Source organism: Halomonas stenophila, assembly GCF_014192275.1.
GTDB classification, from domain to species: Bacteria; Pseudomonadota; Gammaproteobacteria; order Pseudomonadales; family Halomonadaceae; genus Halomonas; species Halomonas stenophila.
On record NZ_JACHXR010000014.1, the window covers coordinates 1 to 24,189 of the forward strand.

At 67.8% G+C, this 24,189-nt stretch carries 19 protein-coding genes, 4 tRNA genes and 1 pseudogene; 10 read left to right on the forward strand and 14 right to left on the reverse strand.

Annotated features, from left to right (window positions below; genetic code table 11):
• Positions 1 to 125 precede the first annotated feature (125 nt).
• From FHR97_RS17260 to FHR97_RS20410, 6 genes and pseudogenes are all read right to left on the reverse strand, one after another.
• Positions 126 to 1,267, reverse strand: a protein-coding gene (locus FHR97_RS17260) for an IS3 family transposase (protein WP_246404116.1) whose coding sequence is annotated in 2 segments (ribosomal slippage) — positions 126 to 1,006 and positions 1,006 to 1,267 — 1,143 coding nt in all. Because the reading frame shifts where the segments join, the coding sequence is not laid out codon by codon here.
• A gap of 154 nt (positions 1,268 to 1,421) precedes the next feature.
• A tRNA-Asn gene (locus FHR97_RS17265) sits at positions 1,422 to 1,497 on the reverse strand.
• 46 nt (positions 1,498 to 1,543) lie between these two features.
• Positions 1,544 to 1,619: transfer RNA gene (locus FHR97_RS17270), tRNA-Asn, on the reverse strand.
• Between the two features lie 41 nt (positions 1,620 to 1,660).
• Positions 1,661 to 1,736 (reverse strand) — tRNA-Asn (locus FHR97_RS17275).
• Between the two features lie 132 nt (positions 1,737 to 1,868).
• Positions 1,869 to 1,945: transfer RNA gene (locus FHR97_RS17280), tRNA-Met, on the reverse strand.
• 85 nt (positions 1,946 to 2,030) lie between these two features.
• A pseudogene (locus tag FHR97_RS20410) lies at positions 2,031 to 2,150 on the reverse strand (glycine/betaine ABC transporter substrate-binding protein); the annotation flags it as partial.
• Positions 2,151 to 2,365: 215 nt separating this feature from the next.
• On the opposite strand from FHR97_RS20410, the gene betI reads away from it, so the two are divergent.
• From betI to FHR97_RS17300, 4 genes are all read left to right on the forward strand, one after another.
• Positions 2,366 to 3,001: a transcriptional regulator BetI gene (gene betI, locus FHR97_RS17285; protein WP_183385043.1), complete on the forward strand. Its 636-nt coding sequence runs from the start codon at positions 2,366 to 2,368 to the stop codon at positions 2,999 to 3,001.
• Between the two features lie 11 nt (positions 3,002 to 3,012).
• Positions 3,013 to 4,497, forward strand: coding sequence for a betaine-aldehyde dehydrogenase (gene betB, locus FHR97_RS17290; RefSeq protein WP_183385044.1), 1,485 nt, complete (start codon positions 3,013 to 3,015; stop codon positions 4,495 to 4,497).
• Positions 4,498 to 4,607: 110 nt separating this feature from the next.
• Complete coding sequence (betA, locus tag FHR97_RS17295) at positions 4,608 to 6,299, forward strand: choline dehydrogenase (protein WP_183385045.1); 1,692 nt, start codon at positions 4,608 to 4,610, stop codon at positions 6,297 to 6,299.
• Between the two features lie 141 nt (positions 6,300 to 6,440).
• Complete coding sequence (locus tag FHR97_RS17300) at positions 6,441 to 8,888, forward strand: acyl-CoA dehydrogenase (protein WP_183385046.1); 2,448 nt, start codon at positions 6,441 to 6,443, stop codon at positions 8,886 to 8,888.
• A gap of 117 nt (positions 8,889 to 9,005) precedes the next feature.
• Here the strand turns inward: FHR97_RS17300 and FHR97_RS17305 are convergent, their stop codons facing one another.
• The 4 genes from FHR97_RS17305 to FHR97_RS17320 form a co-directional block, all read right to left on the reverse strand.
• On the reverse strand, positions 9,006 to 10,859 hold the full coding sequence (locus tag FHR97_RS17305; RefSeq protein ID WP_183385047.1) for an SLC13 family permease: 1,854 nt from the start codon (positions 10,857 to 10,859) through the stop codon (positions 9,006 to 9,008).
• Positions 10,860 to 10,990: 131 nt separating this feature from the next.
• The gene (locus tag FHR97_RS17310; RefSeq protein ID WP_183385048.1) at positions 10,991 to 11,797 is read right to left on the reverse strand and encodes an enoyl-CoA hydratase-related protein; all 807 of its coding nucleotides are present in this window, start codon (positions 11,795 to 11,797) and stop codon (positions 10,991 to 10,993) included.
• On the reverse strand, positions 11,794 to 13,986 hold the full coding sequence (locus FHR97_RS17315) for an acetate--CoA ligase family protein (protein WP_183385049.1): 2,193 nt from the start codon (positions 13,984 to 13,986) through the stop codon (positions 11,794 to 11,796). Before FHR97_RS17315 ends, FHR97_RS17310 begins: the two co-directional genes overlap by 4 nt.
• A 58-nt stretch (positions 13,987 to 14,044) precedes the next feature.
• Positions 14,045 to 14,851: an enoyl-CoA hydratase/isomerase family protein gene (locus FHR97_RS17320; RefSeq protein WP_183385050.1), complete on the reverse strand. Its 807-nt coding sequence runs from the start codon at positions 14,849 to 14,851 to the stop codon at positions 14,045 to 14,047.
• Between the two features lie 228 nt (positions 14,852 to 15,079).
• Between FHR97_RS17320 and FHR97_RS17325 the strand changes: the two genes are divergently transcribed.
• Positions 15,080 to 15,997: a MurR/RpiR family transcriptional regulator gene (locus FHR97_RS17325; RefSeq protein WP_343065621.1), complete on the forward strand. Its 918-nt coding sequence runs from the start codon at positions 15,080 to 15,082 to the stop codon at positions 15,995 to 15,997.
• 22 nt (positions 15,998 to 16,019) lie between these two features.
• On the opposite strand, the gene FHR97_RS17330 is transcribed toward FHR97_RS17325, so the two are convergent.
• Positions 16,020 to 16,997, reverse strand: coding sequence for an NADPH:quinone reductase (locus tag FHR97_RS17330; RefSeq protein ID WP_183385052.1), 978 nt, complete (start codon positions 16,995 to 16,997; stop codon positions 16,020 to 16,022).
• A gap of 180 nt (positions 16,998 to 17,177) precedes the next feature.
• Here FHR97_RS17330 and azu point away from each other — a divergent pair, with 180 nt between their 5' ends.
• Positions 17,178 to 17,642 carry an azurin gene (gene azu, locus FHR97_RS17335; RefSeq protein WP_183385053.1) on the forward strand — a complete coding sequence of 155 codons (465 nt, stop codon included), beginning with the start codon at positions 17,178 to 17,180 and terminating at the stop codon, positions 17,640 to 17,642.
• A 10-nt stretch (positions 17,643 to 17,652) separates the two neighbouring features.
• Here the strand turns inward: azu and FHR97_RS17340 are convergent, their stop codons facing one another.
• Complete coding sequence (locus tag FHR97_RS17340) at positions 17,653 to 18,225, reverse strand: hypothetical protein (protein WP_183385054.1); 573 nt, start codon at positions 18,223 to 18,225, stop codon at positions 17,653 to 17,655.
• 164 nt (positions 18,226 to 18,389) lie between these two features.
• Here FHR97_RS17340 and FHR97_RS17345 point away from each other — a divergent pair, with 164 nt between their 5' ends.
• Positions 18,390 to 19,145, forward strand: a complete 756-nt coding sequence (locus tag FHR97_RS17345) for a glycerophosphoryl diester phosphodiesterase (RefSeq protein ID WP_183385055.1) — start codon at positions 18,390 to 18,392, stop codon at positions 19,143 to 19,145.
• A gap of 161 nt (positions 19,146 to 19,306) precedes the next feature.
• Here FHR97_RS17345 and panP read toward each other — a convergent pair whose 3' ends face one another.
• Together panP and FHR97_RS17355 are read right to left on the reverse strand one after the other, a co-directional pair.
• A complete protein-coding gene (gene panP / locus FHR97_RS17350; RefSeq protein ID WP_183385056.1) occupies positions 19,307 to 21,004 on the reverse strand; it encodes a pyridoxal-dependent aspartate 1-decarboxylase PanP in 1,698 nt (565 codons plus the stop codon).
• A 298-nt stretch (positions 21,005 to 21,302) separates the two neighbouring features.
• A complete protein-coding gene (locus tag FHR97_RS17355) occupies positions 21,303 to 22,754 on the reverse strand; it encodes a cobyric acid synthase (RefSeq protein WP_183385057.1) in 1,452 nt (483 codons plus the stop codon).
• A gap of 152 nt (positions 22,755 to 22,906) precedes the next feature.
• Between FHR97_RS17355 and FHR97_RS17360 the strand changes: the two genes are divergently transcribed.
• The 3 genes from FHR97_RS17360 to FHR97_RS17370 all read left to right on the forward strand — a co-directional run bounded on the left by FHR97_RS17360 (position 22,907) and on the right by FHR97_RS17370 (position 24,155).
• On the forward strand, positions 22,907 to 23,317 hold the full coding sequence (locus FHR97_RS17360; protein ID WP_183385058.1) for a hypothetical protein: 411 nt from the start codon (positions 22,907 to 22,909) through the stop codon (positions 23,315 to 23,317).
• A complete protein-coding gene (locus FHR97_RS17365; RefSeq protein WP_183385059.1) occupies positions 23,310 to 23,675 on the forward strand; it encodes a VOC family protein in 366 nt (121 codons plus the stop codon). Before FHR97_RS17360 ends, FHR97_RS17365 begins: the two co-directional genes overlap by 8 nt.
• 81 nt (positions 23,676 to 23,756) lie before the next feature.
• Positions 23,757 to 24,155: a GFA family protein gene (locus FHR97_RS17370; protein WP_183385060.1), complete on the forward strand. Its 399-nt coding sequence runs from the start codon at positions 23,757 to 23,759 to the stop codon at positions 24,153 to 24,155.
• Positions 24,156 to 24,189 lie beyond the last annotated feature (34 nt).

Sequence of the window (24,189 nt, forward strand, 5' to 3'; positions counted from 1 at the left end):
GAAGATGCCGTTCAAGACCTGGCGATCATCCCGCCTTGGCCGACCCATCGTCTGGGGCGGCGAGACGATGTCCTTGATCAGCGACCAGCTGTGCTTGTTCTGGTCAAGTGAGAGCGGACACATTTTCAAGCCGCAGCGGCCAGTTCGATCTCCCTCGGCGTCTGGTAGCCCAGGGTCGAGTGGAGTCGGCAGCTGTTGTACTCCATCTCGATGTATTCGACGACGTCACGCCGTGCTGCCTGGCGGCTCCAGTATCGCTGACCCGCCAGCCACTCGCTTTTCAGTGAGCCGAAGAAGCGCTCCATGACGGCATTGTCCCAGCAGTTTCCCTTGCGGCTCATCGAGGCCTGGAACGCGTGCCGATCCAGCGTGGATCGGTAGTCATGCGACGCATACTGGCTGCCGCGGTCGCTGTGATGTATCAGTCCTTTCTCGGGCTGCCGGCGGCCCACGGCCACTTCCAGGGCGTCCAGTACCAACTGCGTGCGCATGTGGTCCGCCATTGCCCAGCCCACCAACTGCCGGTCGTGGAGGTCGAGCACCGCCGCCAGATAGAGCCATCCTTCCAGCGTCCAGATCGCCGTGATATCGGCCACCCAGACCCGGTTCGGCTCCGCCACCGTGAACTGGCGGTTCAGCAGGTTGGGCGCCACCGGCAGGGTGTGTTGACTGTCGGTCGTATGGCGCCAGCGTCGCCGCTGCCGTGCCGCTACGCCGGCTTCCCGCATCAGGCTGCGGACCTGGTAACGGCCGACCTCGTAGCCGCGACGTCGCAGCTCTTTGGCCATGCGGCGGCTGCCGTAGCTACCGCGCTTCCGGCGATGGAGCTCTCTGACCTCGCGGAGCAGGGCCTGACGGTGGTCATCAGGGCCACGCCGTCGCCAGGCATAGAAACCACTCCGGCTGACCTGCATGACCCGACATAGCAAGGCCACGGGATAGGTGGCCTTCTCCGACTCGATGAACTGGTATCTCAGCTCGACTCTTTGGCGAAGAAGGCCGCCGCCTTTTTTAGAATATCCTTTTCAAGCTGAAGCTTACGAACTTCTTCGCGGAGCTTCTTGATCTCGGCGTCGCGATCATCCGCTAGCTGGCTCGAGGCGTCTGAAGTCTGTTGACGGTGCTTGCGGCACCAACGGTCCAACAGGCTACGGTCAACCCCCAGGCGCCGGGCGGCCTCGGATACGGAATACCCCTGCTCGGTCACCAGGCTCACCGCATCCGCCTTGAATTCATCGGAATACCGACGTCGAGTCTTCTTGGTCATGAACACCTCCATTGCCTCTATTATGAGGCTTATCGGGGTGTCCGCTCCAATTGGACCACTTCAGTTTTGCGCAGGCTGAACGTGTCCTGACCTCACGCAAGGAAATCCGGGAAGGCAAGAAGGCAAGAAGGCAATGGTAAGTGCCTGAAATCGATGGCTCCCCGAGCAGGACTCGAACCTGCGACCCAATGATTAACAGTCATTTGCTCTACCAACTGAGCTATCGGGGAATGGTGTGCTGGCCCGGAACGGGCGAGAAACATCTGGCAGGAAAGGTGGCTCCCCGAGCAGGACTCGAACCTGCGACCCAATGATTAACAGTCATTTGCTCTACCAACTGAGCTATCGGGGAATGACCTGGTTACCTCTGTGCTCGATGCTCTGGGACGAAGCTGGCTCCCCGAGCAGGACTCGAACCTGCGACCCAATGATTAACAGTCATTTGCTCTACCAACTGAGCTATCGGGGAATGGCCTCGAGCACGGGGCGTAGTATACGGATCGGCTTGTAAACGTCAAGTGTCTCCGCCTTCCGCCCTGAGCCGACACACAACGCAAGACGCCCGCTCGACCAAGGGCCAAGCGGGCGTCTCGTGCTGTCCTGGTGGCTACGCCCTGATTCGAACAGGGGACCCCATCATTATGAGTGATGTGCTCTAACCAGCTGAGCTACGTAGCCATTTTCGTCTCACGGGCGTGGCCCGAGCGACGGGTGGGGATTATGCACGGCGGCTCGCCCCATGGCAAGCCCGCCGTGCCCGACCTCACTCCTCGATGGACAGCGCCTCCTTCACCGCCGGCAGGCCCGGCTCGCCGTCGCGGGTGGTGACGCCCTCGAGCACCGGCGGATGGGACTGGAGGTAGTCCCGGGCGGCGTCGCGGGGAGCGAAAGCGCGGCGGTTGCCAGGCCCACGGTCATCTCGTTCATCGACATGCCTCCCCTGGGTTGGACGTTGAGTATAGGCAGGGTTTGGGCCCCTGCCGGCTGCCGATCACTTTTATTGATTGAACGTTCAATAAAAAAATGGCAGGCTATGATCATAGTAACCATGCTCCCGGGCATGGAAGCAAGACGAACGCCGAGAGAGGAGTCAGCGAGGTGCCCAAGGTCGGAATGGAGCCCATCCGTCGCCAGCAGCTGATCAAGGCTACCATGGCGGCCATCGACGAGGTCGGCCTGGCCGATGCCACCGTGATGCGCATCGCCCGTCATGCCGGTGTCTCCGCCGGGATCATCAGTCATTACTTCGGCGGCAAGGATGGCTTGCTGGAGGCCACGATGCGCCAGATCCTCAGCGACCTGGGCGAGGCCGTCACCGCCCGCCGCCGGGCCCTGGCGACGAACGCCCCCGAGGCGCACCTGGCGGCGATCATCGATGGCAACTTCGATCGCTCCCAGGTCACCGGCCCGGTGGCCAAGACCTGGCTGGCCTTCTGGGCCAGCAGCATGCACCAGCCGCAGCTGCAGCGCCTGCAGCAGGTCAACGACCGCCGCCTCTACGCCAATCTCTGCCACCTGCTGCGTCGCCTGCTGCCCCGCGAGGAAGCCCGGGATGCGGCCCGGGCGCTGGCCGCGATGATCGACGGCCTGTGGCTGCGCGGCGCCCTCACCCCCGAGGGGCTGGACACCGACCGTGCCCGGCGCCTGGCCCGGGAATACCTCGACCAGCTGCTCCACGCCCACGGCGTGGCCACGGCACCGACGACACCCCACCCCGTCTCAACCGAGTCCTGACTGGAGGTCCCATGACCCACCACGCTACCGAAACCCTCTACATCGACGGCCGCCGGGTGGATGCCACCTCCGGCGAGACCTTCCCGGTCGTCAATCCCTTCGACGGCAGCACCCTGGCCGAGGTCCAGCAGGCCAGCGAGGCGGACGTGGACGCCGCCGTCGCCGCGGCACGCCGTGGCCAGCAGGCCTGGGCGGCCATGACCGGCATGGAGCGCGGGCGCATCCTGCAGCGCGCCGTGGCGCTGCTCCGGGAGCGCAACGACGCGATCGCCGAGCTGGAGAGCCGCAACACCGGCAAGCCGATCAGCGAGACCGCCGCGGTGGACATCGTCACCGGCGCCGACGTGCTCGAGTACTACGCCGGCCTGGCCGCGGCCATCGAGGGCAGCCAGATCCCGCTGCGCGAGTCCTCCTTCGTCTATACCCGCCGCGAGCCGCTGGGCGTGATCGGCGCCATCGGCGCCTGGAACTACCCGCTCCAGATCGCCTGCTGGAAGTCGGCCCCGGCGCTGGCCGCCGGCAACGCCGTGGTCTTCAAGCCCAGCGAGGTCACCCCGCTGACCGTGATGGCGCTGGCCGAGATCTTCACCGAGGCCGGCCTGCCCGACGGCGTCTTCAACGTGGTGCACGGCGACGGCCGTGTCGGCCAGCTGCTCACCGGCCACGCCGGCATCGACAAGGTGTCCTTCACCGGCGAGGTGGGCACCGGCAAGAAGGTGATGTCCGCCTCCGCGGCGTCCAGCCTCAAGGACGTGACCATGGAACTCGGCGGCAAGTCGCCGCTGATCGTCTTCGACGACGCCGACCTGGACCGCGCCGCGGACGCCGCCATGATGGCCAACTTCTACTCCAGCGGGCAGATCTGCACCAACGGCACCCGGGTGTTCGTGGCCCGCGGCGTCAAGGAAGCCTTCGAGGAAAAGATCGCCGAGCGCGTGGCCCGCATCAAGGCCGGCGACCCGCTGGATCCGGCGGTCAACTTCGGCCCCCTGGTCAGCTTCGAGCACCAGGAGAAGGTGCTCTCCTACATCGCCGTGGGCAAGCAGGAAGGCGCCCGGGTGCTGGCCGGTGGCGAGGCCTGGGACCAGGGCGATGACTCCGGTATCGACTGGGCCGCCGGGGCCTGGGCCGCGCCCACGGTGTTCACCGACTGCCGCGACGAGATGCGCATCGTGTGCGAGGAGATCTTCGGTCCGGTGATGTCGATCCTCGCCTTCGACGACGAGGAGGAGGTCATCCGCCGCGCCAACGACACCGTCTACGGCCTGGCCGCCGGCGTCTTCACCGAGGGCCTGAACCGCGCCCACCGGGTCATCCAGCGCCTGGAGGCCGGCATCTGCTGGGTCAACACCTGGGGCGAGTCCCCGGCCGAGATGCCGGTGGGCGGCTACAAGCAGTCCGGGGTGGGCCGCGAGAACGGCGTCGAGACCCTGGCCCACTACACCCAGACCAAGTCGGTGCAGGTCGAGATGGGGCCCTTCGAGTCGGTGTTCTAAGCCCCCTGCCACGACCGTTACCCGGGCGCGGGTCTCGCACCCGCGCCCCGATCGACGAGCGCCCCGGCGCCTCGTCGGCGAGATCCTTTTGCTTTTTTCAGGGAGGCTCCATGTCGCAGTCCCGTGAATTCGATTACGTCATCATCGGCGCCGGTTCCGCCGGCAACGTCCTGGCCACCCGCCTCACCGAGGACCCGGACGTCAGCGTGCTGCTGCTCGAGGCCGGCGGCCCAGACCATCGCTTCGACTTCCGCACCCAGATGCCGGCGGCCCTGGCCTATCCGCTGCAGGGCAAGCGCTACAACTGGGCCTTCGAGACCGACCCGGAGCCGCACATGGACGGCCGTCGCATGGAATGCGGTCGCGGCAAGGGCCTGGGCGGCTCCTCGCTGATCAACGGCATGTGCTACATCCGCGGCAACGCCCTGGACTACGACGGCTGGGCCAGGCGGGCCGGCCTCGAGGACTGGACCTACGCCGACTGCCTGCCCTACTTCCGCAAGGCCGAGACCCGCGACATCGGCCCCAACGCCTACCACGGCGGCGACGGCCCGGTCAGCGTGACCACGCCGAAGGAGGGCAACAATCCGCTGTACCATGCCTTCATTGAGGCAGGGCAGCAGGCCGGCTACCCGGCCACCGAGGACGTCAACGGCTACCAGCAGGAAGGCTTCGGTCCCATGGACCGCTTCGTCACCCCGAACGGTCGGCGCGCCTCCACGGCCCGCGGCTACCTCGACCAGGCCAAGCCGCGCCCCAACCTGACCATCGAGACCCGCGCCACCACCGATGTCATCACCTTCGCGGGCAAGCGGGCCACCGGCGTGCGCTACGCGCGTCGCGGCCAGAGCCAGGAGGTCAAGGCCCGCCGCGAGGTGCTGCTGTGCGCCGGCGCCATCGCCTCGCCGCAGATCCTGCAGCGCTCCGGCGTGGGCCCGAAGGACGTGCTCGACGAGTTCGGCATCGAGGCCGTGCAGGTCAACGAGAATGTGGGGCAGCACCTTCAGGATCACCTGGAGATGTACATCCAGTACGAGTGCAAGCAGCCGATCTCGCTGTACCCGGCACTCAAGTGGTACAACCAGCCGAAGATCGGCGCCGAGTGGATGTTCCTGGGCAGCGGCGTGGGGGCCAGCAACCAGTTCGAGGCGGCGGGCTTCATCCGCTCGCGCGACGAGGAGGAGTGGCCCAACCTGCAGTACCACTTCCTGCCCATCGCCATCAGCTACAACGGCAAGAGCGCGGTGCAGGCCCACGGCTTCCAGGCCCACGTCGGCTCCATGCGCTCCGAGAGCGAGGGACGCGTGCGCCTGACCTCCCGGGACCCCAAGGCCGCGCCCAGCATCCTGTTCAACTACATGTCCACCGAGAAGGACTGGCAGGAGTTCCGCGACGCCATCCGCCTGACCCGCGAGATCATCGCCCAGCCGGCCTTCGACGAGTACCGCGGCCGGGAGATCTCGCCGGGGCCGGACGTCCAGACCGACGCCGAGCTGGACGCCTTCGTCCGCGAGCACGCCGAGACCGCCTATCACCCCTGCGGCAGTTGCCGCATGGGCGAGGGGGACGACGCCGTGGTCGACGGCGCCGGCCGGGTCCATGGCCTGGAAGGCCTGAGGGTGGTCGATGCCTCGCTGTTCCCGGTGATCCCCACCGGCAACCTCAACGCGCCGACGATCATGCTGGCCGAGAAGATGGCCGACAAGATCCGCGGCCGGGAGCCGCTGCCGCGAAGCGACGCCCCCTACTACGTGGCGGGTGATGCCCCCTCCCAGCGCGAGCCGATGCGCCTCCTGAGCTGACCACCCGGCTCCCTCCCTACGCCCCGCCTCGCGCGGGGCGTTTGCGTTGGTAACACCGCCGGCTCCGGTGGTGGTCAGGCGGCGATTCTTGCGCTAGGCTGAAGGGATTCAAACAAGTGTTCGAATTCGACGGAGCCCTCCATGCTGACCCTGATCCTGCTCGCGCTGGCCGTCACCGGCCTGCTCATCGTGATGCGCCGGGAGGCGGGTGCCCTGCCCGCGCTGGCCGTGACCGCGGGGCTCGGCCTCGTCGGCCTGGTCGCCGGCGCGGCGATCCTCGGCACGCTGCTGCTGATCGTCGCCGCGGCCATCGCCGCCTGCGGCCTGCCCGCCCTGCGCCGACGCTGGCTGAGCCCCCGGGTGTTCGCGCTGTTCAAGCGGGTCGCGCCGACGGTCTCGGATACCGAGCGTACCGCATTGGAGGCCGGCAGCGTGGCCTGGGACCGCGAGCTGTTCACCGGCCGGCCCGACTGGGATCGCCTGCTGGCGTTCGGCGACGACGGGCTCACCGACGAGGAACGCGCCTTCGTCGACCACCAGTGCGGCGTGGCCGCCGGCATGTGCAACGCCTGGGACATCGCCCGGGAGCGCGCCGACCTGCCCCAGGAGCTGTGGGACTACCTCAAGCGGGAGCGCTTCTTCGGCATGATCATCCCCAGGGAATACGGCGGCCTGGGCTTCTCGGCCAAGGCCCAGTCCACGGTGCTGCAGAAGCTGTCGATCAGCGAGATGCTGATGGTCACCGTGGGCGTGCCCAACTCCCTGGGGCCAGGGGAGCTGCTGCTCAAGTACGGCACCCAGGCACAGAAGGACCACTACCTGCCGCGCCTGGCCGATGGCCGCGAGATCCCCTGCTTCGGCCTGACCGGCCCCCGCGCCGGATCCGACGCCACCGCCCTGCCGGACACCGGCGTGGTGTGCAAGCAGGTCATCGACGGCGAGGAGGTCCTGGGGCTCAGGCTGAATTTCGAGAAGCGCTGGATCACCCTGGCGCCCATCGCCACCGTGGTGGGCCTGGCCTTCCGGCTGTTCGACCCGGACCACCTGCTCGGCGACGAGGCCGACCGCGGCATCACCCTGGCGCTGATCCCCCGGGACACCACAGGCATGGAGATCGGCCGCCGCCACCATCCCATCGGCAGCCCCTTCCTCAACGGCCCGATCAAGGGCCGGGACGTCTTCGTGCCGCTGTCCACCATCATCGGCGGCGAGGAGATGATCGGCCAGGGCTGGCGGATGCTGGTGGAGTGCCTGTCCATCGGCCGCTGCATCACCCTGCCCTCCGGCGCCACCGGCATCGCCCGCTACGCCCTGGGCTGGACCGGCGGCTTCGCCCGGATCCGCCGCCAGTTCAACGTGCCGGTGGCCGAGATGGAGGGCGTCCAGGAGCCCCTGGCACGGATGACCGCCCTGACCTATATCGCCCAGGCCGCCGTCTTCCAGACCGCCAACACCATCGACCATGGCGAGAAGCCGGCGGTGCCCTCGGCGATCCTCAAGAGCCAGCTCACCGAGTTCCAGCGTATGACCCTGGCCGACGCCATGGACATTCACGGCGGCAAGGCGGTCACCCTGGGGCCGCGCAACTACCTCGGCATCGGCTACAGCGCCAACCCGGTGGCCATCACCGTCGAGGGCGCCAACATCATGACCCGCAACCTGATGATCTTCGGCCAGGGAGCCATCCGCTGTCATCCCTATGTGCTCGAGGAGCTGGCCGCCAAGGACGCCGATGACCCGGCGGCCTTCGACCGGGCCTTCTTCGGCCATGCCGGGCTGATCTTCGGCAATGCCGCCCGCGCCCTGACCCGGGGCCTGGGGCTCGGCCAGGCCGCGGTGCCCTTCGATGCCGTCGCCGCCCCCTATGCCCGCGAGATTACCCGGCTTTCCGCCGGCTTCGGCCTCGCCGCCGATGCCGCCATGGCGAGCCTGGGTTCCCAGCTCAAGCAGCGCGAGATGCTCTCGGCGCGCCTCGGCGATGTGCTCTCCAACCTGTACCTGGCCAGCATGCTGCTCAAGCAGTGGCAGGAGGGCGACCAGGTGGAGGACGAGGCCACCGTGCTGGACTATGCCGCCCGCTTCCTGCTGCATCGCACCGAGCAGGCCTTCGATGAGCTCTTCGACAACCTGCCGAACCGCGCCCTGGGCCGGGGACTGCGCCTGCTGGTGATGCCGCGGGGCCGCCGCTGGTCGCGCCCCCACGATGACCTGACCCGCCGCATTGCCCAGGCCATGTCCCGGGACAGCGCCCTGCGCCACAAGCTGCTGGCCAACACCTGGGACGTCGACGACGGGCCCCAGGACAATCCGCTGGCCCGCTACAACGCCCTGCTGGCCACCCAGGAGCGCGCCGAGGACCTCTACCGCACGGTCAACAAGGCCTACGCCAGGGGCGAGCTGCCGGCGGAGGCCCTGCACCCAGAGCAGCGCGTGGAGGCGGCGCTGGAGGCGGGCATCATCGACGAGGACGATGCCGCCTTCATGCGTCAGCGGGAGGCCGAGGTGCTGGACATGCTGACCGTGGACGACTTCGATTACGACGCCTTCGTCACCGACAAGTCCAAGGTACTGCGCCACCATCCAGCATAGGGAGTAAGGGGTGAGGCGTTATGGGTGAGGAGTGAAGGCCGGCTGGAATCACGCCGGGCTCCTCGCCCCTCACTCCTTACACCTTGCCCCTCACTCCTTACACCTTGCCCCTCACACCTACAGCGGCCAGACGATCAGGATCATCGGGATCGCCACCGCCATCACCACCAGCGACAGCGGCAGCCCCAGCCTCCAGTAGTCGCCGAAGCGGTAGCCACCGGGCCCCATCACCAGGGTGTTGGACTGATGGCCGATGGGGGTGAGGAAGGCGCAGGAGGCGCTGATCGCCACCACCATCAGGAAGGGGTCCAGGGAGGCCTCGAAGCCCTCGGCGAGGCTCGCCGCGATGGGCGCCATCAACAGCGCCGCCGCGGCGTTGTTGACCACATTGGAGAGCAGCGTGCAGATCAGGAACAGCCCCACCAGGGTGGCCACCATCGGCCACTCACTGCCCAGCGCCAGCAGCGCCTCGGCGATCAAGCCGGCCCCGCCGCTGGTCTCCAGCGCCTGGCCCACCGGGATCATGGCCCCCAGCAGGACGATCACCGGGCCATCGATGGCCTGGTAGGCCTCGCGCAGCGACAGCACGCCCACCATCATCGACACCAGGGCGGCTCCGGTGAGGGCCACCGCCGAGGGCAGCAGGTTCAGCACCATGGCGATGACCGCCACCGCGAAGATGCCCACCGAGACCATCAGCATCCGGGGCTGGCCCAGGGTCAGGTTGCGGCTGGCCAGTGGCAGACAGCCCAGGGTGGTGAGGCTCTCGCCGATCTCGCCCTCGCCGCCCTGCAGCAGTAGCACATCCCCGGCCCGGAAACGGATATCCCGCAGGCGCTGGTTGAGGCGGCCACCGTCCCGGGCCACCGCCACCAGGTGCAGGCCGAACTGGTTGTGCAGGCGAAGCTGGGTGACGGTGCGATGGATCATCATGGAATCGTTGCGCACCACCGCCTCCACCAGTTGCAGGCCCTCGGTGTCCACCGGTGTGGGCCGGTCCGCGTCCGCGGTACCCCCCTGCCCCGTTTCGGCCTCGCGAGGCGACGCCGCTTCCTCGCTCGCCTCCGCCTCGTCGTCCGGCGGCGGTTCGGGGCCGACCACCAGCCCCGCCTTGTCCTCGATCAGCTTCATCTCCTCGGGGCCGGCTTCCACCAGCAGGATATCGTTCTCGCGCAGCGTACCGTGGAAGGCATGGCCGGCCTGGCGCTTGTCGCCGCGCACCACCGCCAGCACCGGGATGGTCTCTTCCAGGGCGTGGTGCAGGTCACGCAGCGACCAGCCCACCGCCTTGCCGTCCTCGGGGACGCGCAGCTCCACCAGGTAGTGGGCGGTGTCGAACATCGCATCGAGGGAGGCCTTGCCGGCCCGCTGGGGCACCAGGCGCCAGCCCACCAGCACGATGAACGCCAGGCCGGCCAGGGCCACGCTGGCGCCGACGGGAAAGAAGGAGAACATGCCGAAGGCCTCGCCACCGACGCTGCCACGATAGCTGGAGATGATGATATTGGGCGGGGTGCCGATCAGGGTCGTCAGCCCGCCGAGCAGCGACCCGAAGGCCAGCGGCATCAGCAACAGCGAGGGCGGGCTGTCGTGCTCCCGGGCCATGCGGATCGCCACCGGCAACATCAGCGCCAGGGCGCCGACGTTGTTCATCACCCCGGACAGCACCAGCACGGTCGCGGTGAGCACCAGCACCTGCAGGATCAGCCGGTCGCCGACCTTGAGGGCCTGCTCGGCGATCAGGTCGACGAGCCCCGAGCGTTCGAAGCCGCGGCTGAGCACCAGCACCGCGGCCACGGTGATCACGGCGGGATGGCCGAAGCCGAGGAAGGCCTCGCCGGTGGGGACCAGGCCCAGCAGCACCGAGGTCAGGAGCGCGGCCAGCGCCACCAGGTCGTAGCGGAAGCGCCCCCAGACGAAGGCCGCGAGCGTCGCTCCGAGAACCAGGAACACCTGGGTGCTGTCGGCCATGTGGCGCACTCCCTGTACCGGCACGATGCCTCCAGCACACCAGCCGCGGGCCGGAAAATCCAGTCTTTCCTGCTTCCGGACACGCGACACCCGGCGCCTGGCCGGGTGTCGCGGAGGGCCTGCGCAGGGACTCACTTCTTGGCCATCGTCTCCAGCATGGCGTTGACGGCGTCCAGGTGCTCGGGCTCGTTGTGGCACATGCCCTGGAAGGTCGCACAGAGGTCGAGGAAGTCGGGCAGCTCCATGCGGCCGCCCATCTTCATCAGCCGCTTGGTCAGGCGGGTCGCCTTGGGCGGCTGGACGGCGATCTGTCCGGCCAGCTCGCCGACCCGCGCGATCAGGGCCTCTGGCTCGGTCACCTCGAGCACGATGCCGTACTCGCGGGCCTGCTCGGCATCGATCACCCGCCCGGAGAGCGTCAGCTCGAAGGCGCGCTGATAGCCGATCAGGCGCTGCAGGAACCAGGCGCCGCCGTCGCCGGGGATGATCCCCAGGTTGAGGAAGGTCTCGCCGAACTTCGCCTTGCGCGAGGCGATGCGGATGTCCGCCATGTTGGCCAGGTCGAAGCCGGCGCCGATGGCGGGTCCGTTGACCGCGGCGATGATCGGCACCTCCACGTCCTGCAGGGCCAGCGGGATGCGCTGGATGCCACGGCGGTAGCGGGCGGCCACCTCGGCGACGTCGCCGGCGAAGTCGCCGCCGCGCTGGGCCATGTCCTTGACGTTGCCACCGGCGGAGAAGGCCGAGCCTGCGCCGGTGATCACCAGCACCGAGACCGCGTCACAGGCATTCACCCAGTCGGCCACGGCGACGATGTCGTCGACCAGGGCGGTCCCGGTCAGGGCATTGCGGACGTCATGACGGTCCAGGGTCAGGGTCGCCACCCCTTCCTCCAGGGAAAGATGGGCATCGGTCAGTTGCGGTTGGGTCACGCTCATCGGTGGGCTTCCTTGTGGGACGCATCGGTATCTCGATCGACGATGACACGGGCATCGACCACCGCATAGCCGTCGGCGTTGACGATCACCGGGTTGAGGTCGAGTTCCTTGAGGTCGGGATAGGCCTCGACGATGCTCGAGATCTGGAGCAGCAGGTCCACCAGCGACTCCTTGTCCACGGCCGCCTCGCCGCGCGCGCCCTCGAGGACCTTCCTGGCCTTGAGCTGGTCGACCATGCTGCGGGCGTCATGGCGGGAGAGCGGGATGGCGCGGAAGGCCACGTCCTCCAGGATCTCGACGAAGACGCCACCCAGGCCGAACATCAGCACCGGGCCGAAGATCGGGTCGCGGATCACGCCGATGATCACCTCCGCCCCCTTCTTCGCCATGGGCGCCACCAGCACGCCCTCGATCGCGGCGTCGGGGTCATAGGCGCGGCAGGAGGCGAGGATCGCCTCGCGAGCCTGGCGCAGCGCCGCTTCGCCCACCAGGCCGAGCCTGACCCCCCCGGCGTCGGACTTGTGCAGGATATCCCGGGAGACGACCTTCATGGCCAACGGCGTGTCGCCGAAGCGCCCTGCCGCCTCGACGAGCTCGACCTCGCTGCGCACCACCCGTTCCAGGGGCACCGCCACGCCATGGTCGCGCAGCAGTCGCTTGGCCTCGTACTCGAGCAGGTCGCGCCCCTCGGCCTTGGCCTGGCGGAACATGGCATCGAGCGCCGGGAGCGGCTCGACCGCCGCCGCCCGGGCGTGGCTGTGGTACTGGATCAGGTGCTGGCCGCGGTCGCCCAGCGCCGCGAGCACGCGCACGGCATGCTCGATGGAGGCATAGACCGGCAGGCCCGCCTCGTGCAGGCGCCGCAGCGCCGGCGGCTTGATCGGCGTATAGAGGCTGTAGATCACCAGCGGCTTCTCGGTGGCGTTGGCCAGGTCCACCATCGCCTCGGCGCCGCGCATCTCGTCGCCCAGCAGCGACTCGGCGAAGCGGATGCTGTAGCCGCCGAACATGCCCACCAGGAAGACGCTGTCGACGTTGTCGTCGGCGGCGACGATCTCCATGCAGGTGGCGAGCAGCGAGGGATTGGCATCGGTGGAGCCGGCGACGTCCACCGGGTTGACGGTGGAGGCCTGGGGGAAGAGCACCTCGCGCAGTTGGGCCCGGGTGGCGTCCGAGAGCTCGGCGAGTTCCAGGCCGGCCTCGGCCAGGCGGTCGGAGGCGATGGTCGCCTGGCCGCCACCGTCGGAGATCACCGCCACCCGCTTGCCGCGGGCCTTCTGCAGCAGGCCCAGGCCCTCGGCCACCGGCAGGATCTCGTCGGAATACTGCACCACGCTGACGCCGGACTGGCGCAACAGGTCGACGGTCATCGCATAGCTGCCGGCCAGGGCCCCGGTGTGGGAGCTGGCCGCCTTCTGGCCAAGCTCGGTGGAGCCGGATTTGTAGACCACCACCGGCTTCATGGCGGTGACCTCCCGGGCCACCTCGAGGAACTTGCGCCCGTCGCGGAAGCCTTCCACGTAGAGGGTGGCGACCCGGGTGTGCTCGTCCTCGCCCAGGTAGCGCAGGTAGTCGTTGAAGCCGATGTCGCTCTGGTTGCCGGGCCCCACATAGGTGGAGAAGCCCACATGGCCATTGTGCTGGGCCTCCAGGGCCAGCGACAGCAGCATGTTGCCCGACTGGGAGATGATGCCGACGCCCCCGGGCTTGACGTTGTCCAGGGCCAGCAGGTTGATCCGGTGGTGCAGGTTGAACACGCCCGAGGTGTTGGGGCCGATGATCCGCACCCCGTGGGCCTCGGCCTTGGCCATCATCTCGCGCTCGAGCGCGGCCCCCTCGCCCCCGACCTCGGCGAAGCCGCTGGCCAGTATCACCGCGCCCTTGATGCCGCGCCGGCCGCACTCGGCGATCAGGTCCGGCATCGTGGCCGCCGGCGTGCAGATCAGCGCCAGCTGCGGGTTACCGGGAATCGATGTCACCGAGGGCCAGGCCTTGACCCCGAGGATCATGTCGGCCTTGGGGTTCACGGGGTAGATCTCGCCGCGGTAGCCGTCCTTGATCAGGCCCACCATCGCCTTGTAGCCCCGCTTGGTGGGGTCCGAGGAGGCGCCGATCACGGCGATGCCGGTAGGGGCCAGGATGTCATGCAGTGGGCTGCGGGTGGGAAGGTGTCCTTCGATGGGATTCATGGAGCTGACCTTGACCTCTGGGTGGTCGTTGACGGGGACGATCCGGAACGGGAGAGACTCAGTGGCCCTTGAACTGCGGCGCGCGCTTCTCGGCGAAGGCGTCGACGCCCTCCTGCCAGTCGGCGGTGGTGGAGCAGGTGAAGACGGCATCCAGCTCCTGCTGCAGCTGGCTGTCCAGGCCGGTGTCGCTGCCCTGGTTGACCAGCCGCTTGAGCATGGCGATCGACACCGGCGCCTGCTTGGCCAGCTGGTCGGCCAGGCGATGCGCCTCGCCGAGCAGGGCGTCGTCGGTCCAGTGGGAGGTCGCCAGGCCGATGCGGGTAGCCTCCTCGCCGTCGATGCGCCGGCCGGTGAACAGCAGCTGGCGGGCCATGTTGAGACCGACCAGCTGGGGCAGGAGCTTGGAGACGCCGCCCCCCACGCAGGTGCCGATGCTGGTCTCGGGGAAGCCGATCTGGGCGTCCTGGGCCATCAGGATGAAGTCGCAGGAGACCGCCATTTCGGCCCCCGCCCCCAGGGCATAGCCGTTCACCGCCGCGATCACCGGCAGAGGATGACGCTGGATCGCCTCGCAGACGTCATTGCCCAGCTGCAGGTACTGGCGGCGCTGGTAGAGGGAGCGCTTGGCGCCGCCATGCTCCTTCATGTCGGCCCCGACGCAGAAGGCCCGGCCCTCGCCGGTGAGGATGACGGCCCTCACATCCTCGTCGGCCTCGGCCTCGGACAGGGCCTGGAGCAGTTCGGTGTAGAGTGCCTCGACCACGGCATTGAGCCGGTGGGGACGGTTGAAGCGAATTTCCATCACCTGGCCGTGGCGTTCGGTGATCAAGGTCTCGTAGCGGGGGGGCTTGGCAGCATGGCTCATGGGGTCGATGCTTCCTGGCGGGAGGATGGACGAAGCTCGCAACAAACGTGCCGCCTGACAAAACACATGACACGTATGTGTTGTCGCGCCATGCTAGTGGACTCCTTCCCGCGAGGTCAACACGATCGTCTCTCCTTTTTTGGCGAAAGGACACATTTGTTTCAACCCGTGGTCGCGCCTGGGTACAATGCGCCCGTCGTTCGCGGGAAACCCGATAAGGAGAACAGCGTGCTGGAACAGGACAGCCTGAACCCGGTGGGCGCACAGCCGGCGCCCGAGGGCCTGGATACGGTGAACCAGCAACTGGCGGAGATCTATCCGGAGTTGAGCCCCCAGCTGAAGGTGGCCGCCGGCTATGTGCTGGAACACTCGGTGGAGATCGCCCTGCAGTCGATCCGCAAGACCGCCGCCGCCGCCGAGGTGACGCCGTCCACGCTGATGCGGCTGGCCAAGCGCCTGGGCTTCGAGAGCTACGAGCAGTTCCGCGAGGTCTTCCAGGCGGCCGTCCAGGCCGGGCCGGTGGAACTCTCCGGGCGGGCCAGCCAGCTGCGCACCCTGGCCAGCCAGACCGATGACCAGGTGTTCCTGGATGTCGGCGATGCCGCCTTCGACAACATCGGCCGGCTGTTCACCGCCGACAACCAGGCCCGGGTACGGGATGCCGCCCGGCGCATCCTGGCCGCCGAGAAGGTCGCGGTGGTGGGCTTTCGCGACACCTTCGCCTGCGCCTACCACTTCGCCTACGTGGGCCGCATCGCCATGCCCAATGTCCACCTGGTGCGCGGGCTGGAGGGCGGCCTGCTCACCGAGCTGGCCGCCTTCGGCGAGGGCGACGTGGTGGTGCTGTTCGGCTTCGAGCCCTACTGCGCCGAGACCATGCGGGCCCTCGAGATCACCCGGGCCGCCGGGGTCTCGCCCATCGTCATCACCGATACCATGCGCTCGCCCCTGGTGCCCGGCGCGGACATCACCTTCACTGTGGCCAATGCCACGCCGCACTTCTTCCCATCAATCCTCTCGGCGATCACCCTGATCGAGGCCATCCTCGCGGAGTGCGTGGCCTTCGGCCCGAACGACCTGGTCGACAACGTCGCCCGCTTCGAGTCGCGGATGCGCGACATGGGCGCCTATGTGGAGAACCAGTGAGGGAAGACCCCCGTCGCCGAGGCTAGGGTATCAGGATGGTCGACCCGGTCGTTCGGCGGCCCTGCAGGGCCTCCTGGGCCTTGCCGGCCTCGGCCAGCGGGTAGCGTTGGGCGATGTCGATGGTGACCTGGCCGCTCTGGAGCATGTCGAAGAGGTCGATGGCCATCGACTCGAGCCGCTCGCGGGTATCGGCATAGCCATTGAGGCTTGGCCGGGTGACATAGAGCGAGCCCTTCTGGTTGAGGATGCCGATGTTGACCCCCTCCACCGGTCCCGAGGCATTGCCGAAGCTGACCATCAGCCCGCGCTTCTTGAGGCAATCCAGGGACAGCTCCCAGGTGTCCTTGCCCACCGAATCGTAGACCACGTCGCACATCTCGCCGCCGGTCAGCTCGCGGACCCGCTCGACCACGTCCTCTCGGGTGTAGTCGATGGTCGCCCAGGCGCCGTTCTTCTCGGCCAGGGCCGCCTTCTCGGGCGAGCTCACGGTCCCGATCAGCTTGACGCCAAGCGCCCTGGCCCACTGGCAGGCAATGGAGCCGACGCCCCCGGCGGCGGCGTGGAAGAGGATGGTCTCGCCGCCCTGCAGGGGGTAGGTCTGGCGCAACAGGTACTGGACCGTCAGGCCCTTGAGCATCGACGCCGCCGCGGTCTCGCAATCGATGTCGTCGGGCAGGGCCACCACCTTCTCCGCCGGCAGGGTGTGCAGCTCGGCATAGGCCCCCAGGGGCCCCTGGGCGTAGGCGACGCGATCGCCCACCGCCAGATGCTCGACGCCCTCGCCCACGGCCTCGACGGTCCCCGCCCCCTCGGTACCGAGCCCGGAGGGCAGGCCGGGCGCCGGGTAGAGGCCGGTGCGGAAGTAGATGTCGATGAAGTTCAGGCCCACCGCCTGGTTCTTTACCGTGACCTCGCCGGGCCCGGGCTCGGTGGGCGCGACCTCGACGAACTCGAGGACCTCGGGCCCGCCGGTGCGGGCGAACTGGATACGCTTGGCCATGCTGGACGTCCTTATGCCGCTGACGGAAGAGACGCCCAGTCAAGCGCCCCGACTCGCCGGGGTCAAGCGTCGGGCCGGGAGCGGCGCAAGGCGGTACCTTGACAACGCCAGGTGTTTACCAAAGAATCAAAAAGTGTATACACATAAACCATTAAAATGACGACAACCTGGAGAATCCGCATGAAGATGCCCTGGATGCTGATCACCACCGCCCTGGCCGCCACCCTCGCCGCCACGCCGGCCATGGCCGAGGACGACGCCTGTCGGCTGACGATCGAGAGCAACGACCGGATGCAGTTCGACACCGACGCGCTGAGCGTCCCGGCCAGTTGCGGGGAGGTCACCCTGACCCTGGAGCACAGCGGCCGGATGGCAGCCGACGCGATGGGCCACAATTGGGTACTCACGGCGACCGAGGACTATGAGGAGGTGGCCAAGGCCGGCATGAACGAGGGCCTGGAGAACGACTATCTGCCGGCGGACGATCCCCGCGTGCTGGCCAGCACGGAGGTGATCGGTGGCGGCGAGAGCACCACCATCACCTTCTCCACCGAGGGGCTGGCCGGCCGCGAGCTGACATTCTTCTGCTCCTTCCCCGGGCACTATGTCGCCATGAACGGGACCTTCAGCGTTCGCGAGGACTGACGGTCCCGCCTCACAGGGAGGCGGGGAAAGATTCCAGACCGCGCACGAAGCGTTGCTTGTAGTCGTCGAACAGGGCCCGATCCTGCTTGAAGGACTGCACGATGGAGCCTTCGTCCACCGTCAGGGTCCGCGGCAAGTCATCGAGACCGGTGGCCGGGTGCTTGGCCGAGAGGCCGATACGCACGCCCTGCTGACCCTGAAACCAGCGCGTGATACCCGCCCGGCGGAAGCGAGCCTCCTGGGTCTCGCTGACCGCGTCGACCCGCAGCGGGGCGCGCAGGGCAAGCTCGCCGACCAGGCGCTGGGCCGGGGCTTCCACGGCGTCGCTGGCAAGCTCCGCCAGCTGCATGACGGTCATGCCCACGCCCGCCTCGTCCAGCACCAGCAGCGCCAGGGCGACCGGCCGGGACTGGCCATCGACCAGCGCCACCATCCGCGCCGCCTCCTGCTCGACCAGCACCCCCAGCACCCCGGCGAAGGTCGCCAGCGGCGCGATGCCGGCCTGGTGACCATAGACCTCGGCGCACAGCCGCGCCAGGCAAGCCTCGCGCTGTGCCTCGTTCTTGATATTCACGACTCGCATCGACGGCTCCTCTGCTGTAGCGCCCAACTCCCGGCCCACGGCACCGGGAACGAAATCGCGCAGCCTAGCATATTCGTTCGTCGGACTCCCGGGGCGGCCAGTGTTCGAGGTAGGCTATGGCGATTGGCGCTATGCCTTCCCCGGCCATGACGACAAGGACGCCCATGCCTCATCCCGACCTCGCCCTGCCCCGCCTGATCGCCCACCGCGGGCTCTCCGCGCGGGCCCCGGAGAACACCCTGGCCGCGGTGCGCGCGGCCCATGACGCCGGTATCTCCTGGGTGGAACTGGACGTCCAGCTGCTCGGCGACGATACCCCGGTGATCTGGCACGACCGGGACCTCAAGCGCTGCAGCGACGGCCGCGGCCGGCTGGCCGACCTGACCCTCGCCCAGGTCCAGCACCTCGATGCCGGCGGCTGGTTCGACCCGGCCTTCGCCGGCGAGCCCCTGGCCACCCTGGAGGAGATGCTGGTGCTGCTGGCCGCGCTCGGCATGGGCGCCAACCTCGAGCTCAAGGTGAACCGCGGCCATGCCCCCCAGGCCCTGGCCGAGGTGGTGGTGCCGCGGGTCCTGGACGCCCTGCCCCCGGAGCGGTGCCTGCTGTCGTCCTTCGACGCCACGGCCCTCGCCCACTGCCGGCGCCTCGGCCGGGGCGAGGCGCTGGCCCTGGGCCTGCTGTTCGACCGGGTGCCCCGGGACTGGGAGCGCCGCTGCCGGGCCCTCGAGGCGTTCAGCGTCCACGCCAAGTGGAAGCGCCTGAGCGAGGCCCGCGCCCGGGCCATCAAGGGCGCGGGCCTCGCCCTGGTCTGCTACACGGCCAACGATCCGGCGAGCTTCGCCCCGCGCTGGGACTGGGGCGTGGACGCGGTGATCAGCGACGACCCCGGCGTCTTCAACGTGGCCGGCCCGGGTGGCTGACCAGCGCCTCGCCGGTGGCCATATCCAGGCTCGCCGCCAGGCCGTCGGCCAGACGCTCGCACTCCTGCTCCCGGTGAGTGGCGTGGTCCACGGCGGTGTCGACCGCGTCGAGGCCATTCGGTGCCGGAGGGCTGTACGATCATCACCGCACCCGGCGCTGCCTACCAGGGGCGCGTCGTGCCATGATAATGCCGCTCACGCGACCACGTTTCGCCGCTCCTGGTGTCCAGAAGGTCCTTCAACTCGGCGAAGTCGGCGCTGTCCAGGTTCTCCCCGGCGATCTGCCGCTGCTCCTCGATGAGCTCCCGCAGCACCTGATCGGTGGTCAGGGGGTTGGCCAGCACGACCCGGAAGACGGTAATGGCCTGATGGTCATAGTGCGCCGGTGTCAGGCGGGTTCGCGACACGAAGGTCTTGCCCCGCTCGCGCTGTGTCTTCTGGATGGACTGCGTCATGCGGTTCAGGAGGTCGTTGATCCGCTGGCGCAGCGTGCTGTCGGCCTCGCCCAGCAGCGCCTGAGCGTCGGCGGGAGCCCAGCGATAGGTGAGGATGTTGAGTTCCGGTTTGGTGATCAGCTCGAAGTCATCGAGCGCTGCGATCCGATCGGCGAAGCGTCGCGCCAGCTGGATGCCATTGTCGATCAGCATCGCATAACCCTGACGACCGATGATCTTCAGTGCCGACTGCACCAGCATCGCCATGCCGGGACGAGAGCCTTCCAGGGTGGTGCTGCCCAGATCCTTCGACCCCTGCCGAATGATGTACTGGGCATGATGCTCGATGCTGCCGAGTGCGGACGGCTCGCGGAACAGCACCATTCCCGCCCCCATCGGCACATAGAGCTGCTTGTGCGCGTCGATGGTGACGGAGTCGGCCCGCTCGATGCCGGCGAGACGGGGGCGGTAGCGTTCGGAGAACAGCGTCGGGCCACCCCAGGCGGCATCCACGTGGAAGTGAATCCCCTGCTCGGCGGCGATGTCGGCCAGGCTGTCCAGCGGGTCGATGTTGCCGGTCTCGGTCGTGCCGGCGATACCGACCAGCGCGAAGGGGCGTATCCGCTGCCGCGCGAGCCGTTTCAGCGTGGCGACCAGGGCATCGGGCCGGACACGGTTGTGACCGTCCGTCTCGACCGCGACCATCTGATCGCGCCCGATACCCAGCACATCGGCCGCCTTGGATAGCGAGTAATGGCCGCGCTCCGAGACCAATACCGCGGCGCCATCACAGTCATAGTGACGCATGGCGCTGAAAACGCCGCTGTGACCGATGCCCGGAAACTCGCCGTCTGGACCGAAGGCCCGGTTTCGGGCGGCCCAGAGCGCGGTGATATTGGCGACGGTCCCCCCGGAGCAGAAGGCGCCGAGGCGTTCGTCACTGTGATGCAGCCAACTGTCGTAGAAATCACCGGGCTGCCCGTAGATCAGGCGATGCAGCATGCCCAGCACCTGACGCTCCAGCGGCGTGAAGGCCTTGGAGGTCTCGGTCTTCACCAGGTTCTGGTTCAGTGCGATCATGATCTTCGACAGCGGGATCATGAAGTAGGGCAGTGCCGACGTCATGTGGCCGACGAAGCTGGGCGACGCGGTATGCACCGATTGCGCGACCACCTTGTCGAGCAGGAACCGGGTCTGATCCGAGACGAAGACGGGCGCCTCGGGGATCCTGGTCTCGTTGAAGTCCCGCTCGATCCTGACCAGATCGTTCTCTTCCGCGACGATATGCTCCTGCAGGAAGCCGGCGAGATTCGCCGAAATATCCCGGTCCAGACGGTTAAGCGTCGACCCCGGTGCTTCAGGAACGGTGAAGATCCGCAGCAGATTCTCCCAGCTGCTTTCGGCGACCTTTGATTGCTTATCCATGGGACCCTGTTGCCTTTGGAGGACGAAAACGCAGAGGACCGAAGGGCTCCGAGGCCGACCGGTGCATCGCCGAGCGCGCGATGTTATCCAACGACCATGCCCATTTCCAGCGCGTTGCACCGTTCGTAGACGCCCCTGTTGCAGCCAGCACGCCGCCACCGGGCCATGTGGTTGATCATGCATTAGGGCAGGGGCAACCACAATCCCATCGACCTCTCCACGACCCCACCATGGCCACCACTCGGAACCTCTGCCTATTCCCCGATCCTTTCAGCCAAGGTCGCCGGACGTCGGTGTGTCAGCCCCCCAACAGGCGCCGGACGGCGGCCATGTCCAGACTGGCTTCCAGGGCATCCGCCAGCCGGTCGAGTTCGCGCTCGCGATGGGCGGCCAGGTCCACGGCGGCGCCCTCGCCTGCCAGCCCCAGGCGCGCCAGCAGCGCCGCGGCCGCCGGTGCCTCGTCGAACAACCCGTGCAGGTAGGTGCCGAGCACCTGGCCGTCCTCGCTGATCGCGCCGTCCGGCCGGCCGCCGAGGTCGAGCAGCGGCCGGGCCAGCGCCGGGCCATCGCTGACGCCGTTGTGGATCTCGTAGCCGCTCACCGCCACCGCCTCGCCGGCGAGGGTGCCTCTGACGTTGCACAGCTGCTTGCCGGCCACCATGCGGGTGCGCATCGCCAGCAGCCCCAGCCCCGGCACGCCGCCTGGTTCGCCCTCGAGGCCGTCCGGATCGTCGATCGCCTCGCCGAGCATCTGGAAGCCGCCGCAGATGCCGAGCACTCGGCCGCCGTAGCGCAGGTGGCGCCGGATCGCCGCTTCCCAGCCCTGGCGACGCAGCCAGGCCAGATCGCTGGCCGTGCTCTTGCTGCCGGGCAGCAGGATGACGTCGGCGGGCGGAATGGCCCGGCCCGGCCCCACCAGGGTCAGCTCGACCCGTGGATGCAGGCGCAGCGCGTCCAGGTCGGTGTGGTTGCTGATCCGCGGCAGCGCCGGCACCACCACTCGTAGCCCCGGCGTCTCGGCGGCGCTCTCGGTGAGTCCCAGGCCGTCCTCGGCGTCCAGCAGCAGTCCCTTCAGATAAGGCAGCACGCCCAGCACCGGCTTGCCGGTGTGGCCGGTGAGCCACTCCAGGCCCGGCTCGAGCAGCGAGAGATCGCCGCGGAAGCGGTTGATCAGAAGCCCGGTGGTGCGCGCGCGCTCGCTGTCGCCGAGCAGCGCGAGGGTGCCCACCAGCTGCGCGAAGACCCCGCCGCGGTCGATGTCGGCGACCAGCCACACCGGGCAGTCCACCGCCTCGGCGAAGCCCATGTTGGCGATGTCGTTCTGGCGCAGGTTGATCTCGGCGGGGCTGCCGGCGCCTTCGGCGATCACCAGGTCATGGCGGCTCGTCAGCCGATCCCAGGCCGAAAGCACGGTCTCCCGGGCCTGGCACTTGAAGGCGTGGTAGTCCAGGGCATCCATATGGCCGTGGACCCGCCCGTCGAGGATCACCTGGGCGCCGCGGTCGGTCTCGGGCTTGAGCAGCACCGGGTTCATGTCGGCGTGGGGAGCGAGGCCGCAGGCGATTGCCTGCAGCGCCGTGGAGCGGCCGATCTCGCCGCCCTCCGGCGTCACGGCGCTGTTCAGCGCCATGTTCTGGGGCTTGAAGGGCGCCACCGACACCCCGCGCCGCGCCAGCAGCCGGCACAGCCCGGCCACCACCGTGCTCTTGCCGGCATCCGAGGTGGTGCCCTGGATCATCAGTGTCGCCATGCCATACGCCTCGCCCTGACCGGTTCGCCCTTCGAGATGGCGAGACTCTACCTAGCCGCCCCACGAGCCGCAATCAGTCGCCGCCGACTTTCCCTATGGACAGTCAATCAAGGCATGCCATCATTCATCAGTCGCTATGTAGGGGAAATGACATGGAACCGGTCATCCAGGAAAACATATCGGGTTGCGGAATTGCCGCTAGTGCTGCCCTCGCCGGCGTGTCCTACCCGGAAGCCCAGCGAGTGGCCAGCGGCCTGGGGATTCATGCCGAGGACAAGGCCCTGTGGTCGGACACCCGGTATGTCCGCACCCTTCTCTCGGCCTTCCAGATACGCACATCGCCTGCGGAGACACCATTCGAGTCCTGGGAAGCACTGCCTGACAAGGCCTTGCTTTCCATCAAGTGGCGTCTGGAAGCAGACAGGCCATTCTGGCACTGGGTGGTGTTCGTCAGGCAAGGCGAACGCTCCTTCGTGCTGGATTCCAGGAAGAATCTGAGTTCGCATGTCCGACGAGACTTCGGGCGAATGAAACCCCGGTGGTTTATCGAGGTGTATGATTAATACGGCACAGCATGGGGATGGGCCTGCCCTGCAGATCGACCTTCTCGTCCTGCGCTGCAAGGCGCTGGAGGCCAGCAAGCGGTTCTATGAGCTCCTGGGCTTTTGCTTCGTGAAGGAACAACATGGCGACGGCCCGATCCACTACGCCTCGCAGGAGGCCGGGATGGTGTTCGAGCTATATCCGTGGCCCGAGGATGACGTCACGGACCATACACGACTCGGCTTCAGCGTACCGAACCTCGGAGAAATCGTGGCGAATATTGAGACGCTGAGCCGCCATGTCATCGCCGACGAAGTGGTCTATATCGCCCAGGATCCCGACGGCAGGAAAATCGAACTAACGGAGCGGACAACATGACCATCGGCTTCGTGGCAAGCGGCCTCAGCGGCTTCAAACCGGGGCATGTGGTAAGTCCAGATCGGTCAATCTGAGGTGAGCATGAAAGGAAGCTGTCTTTGTGGTGCCGTGACCTATGAGGTCGATCGGCTCGATATGCCGATCGGGCACTGCCATTGTCGCACCTGCCAGAAGGCGCATGCCGCGGCCTTTGCGACCACCGCCGGCGTCGAGCGACGGCATTTTCGCTGGACGGCCGATGAGCGGCATCTCTCCCACTACGAGTCTTCACCGGGCAAGCGACGCTGGTTCTGCTCCCTATGCGGTACCCACCTGATGGCGGAGCGGGCGGGACAGCCCCACGTCATCCTGCGCGTGGCCACCCTGGACGAGGACCCGGGAGAGCGTCCCGCCCTGCATATCTGGCGGTCCCATGAGGTGCCCTGGTTGGCGCATGATGAAGCACTTCCGTCCTATAAGGCATGGCCGCCAGGACGGTAGTACTCAGGCCGGACATTCCACCCCGGCCCCATGC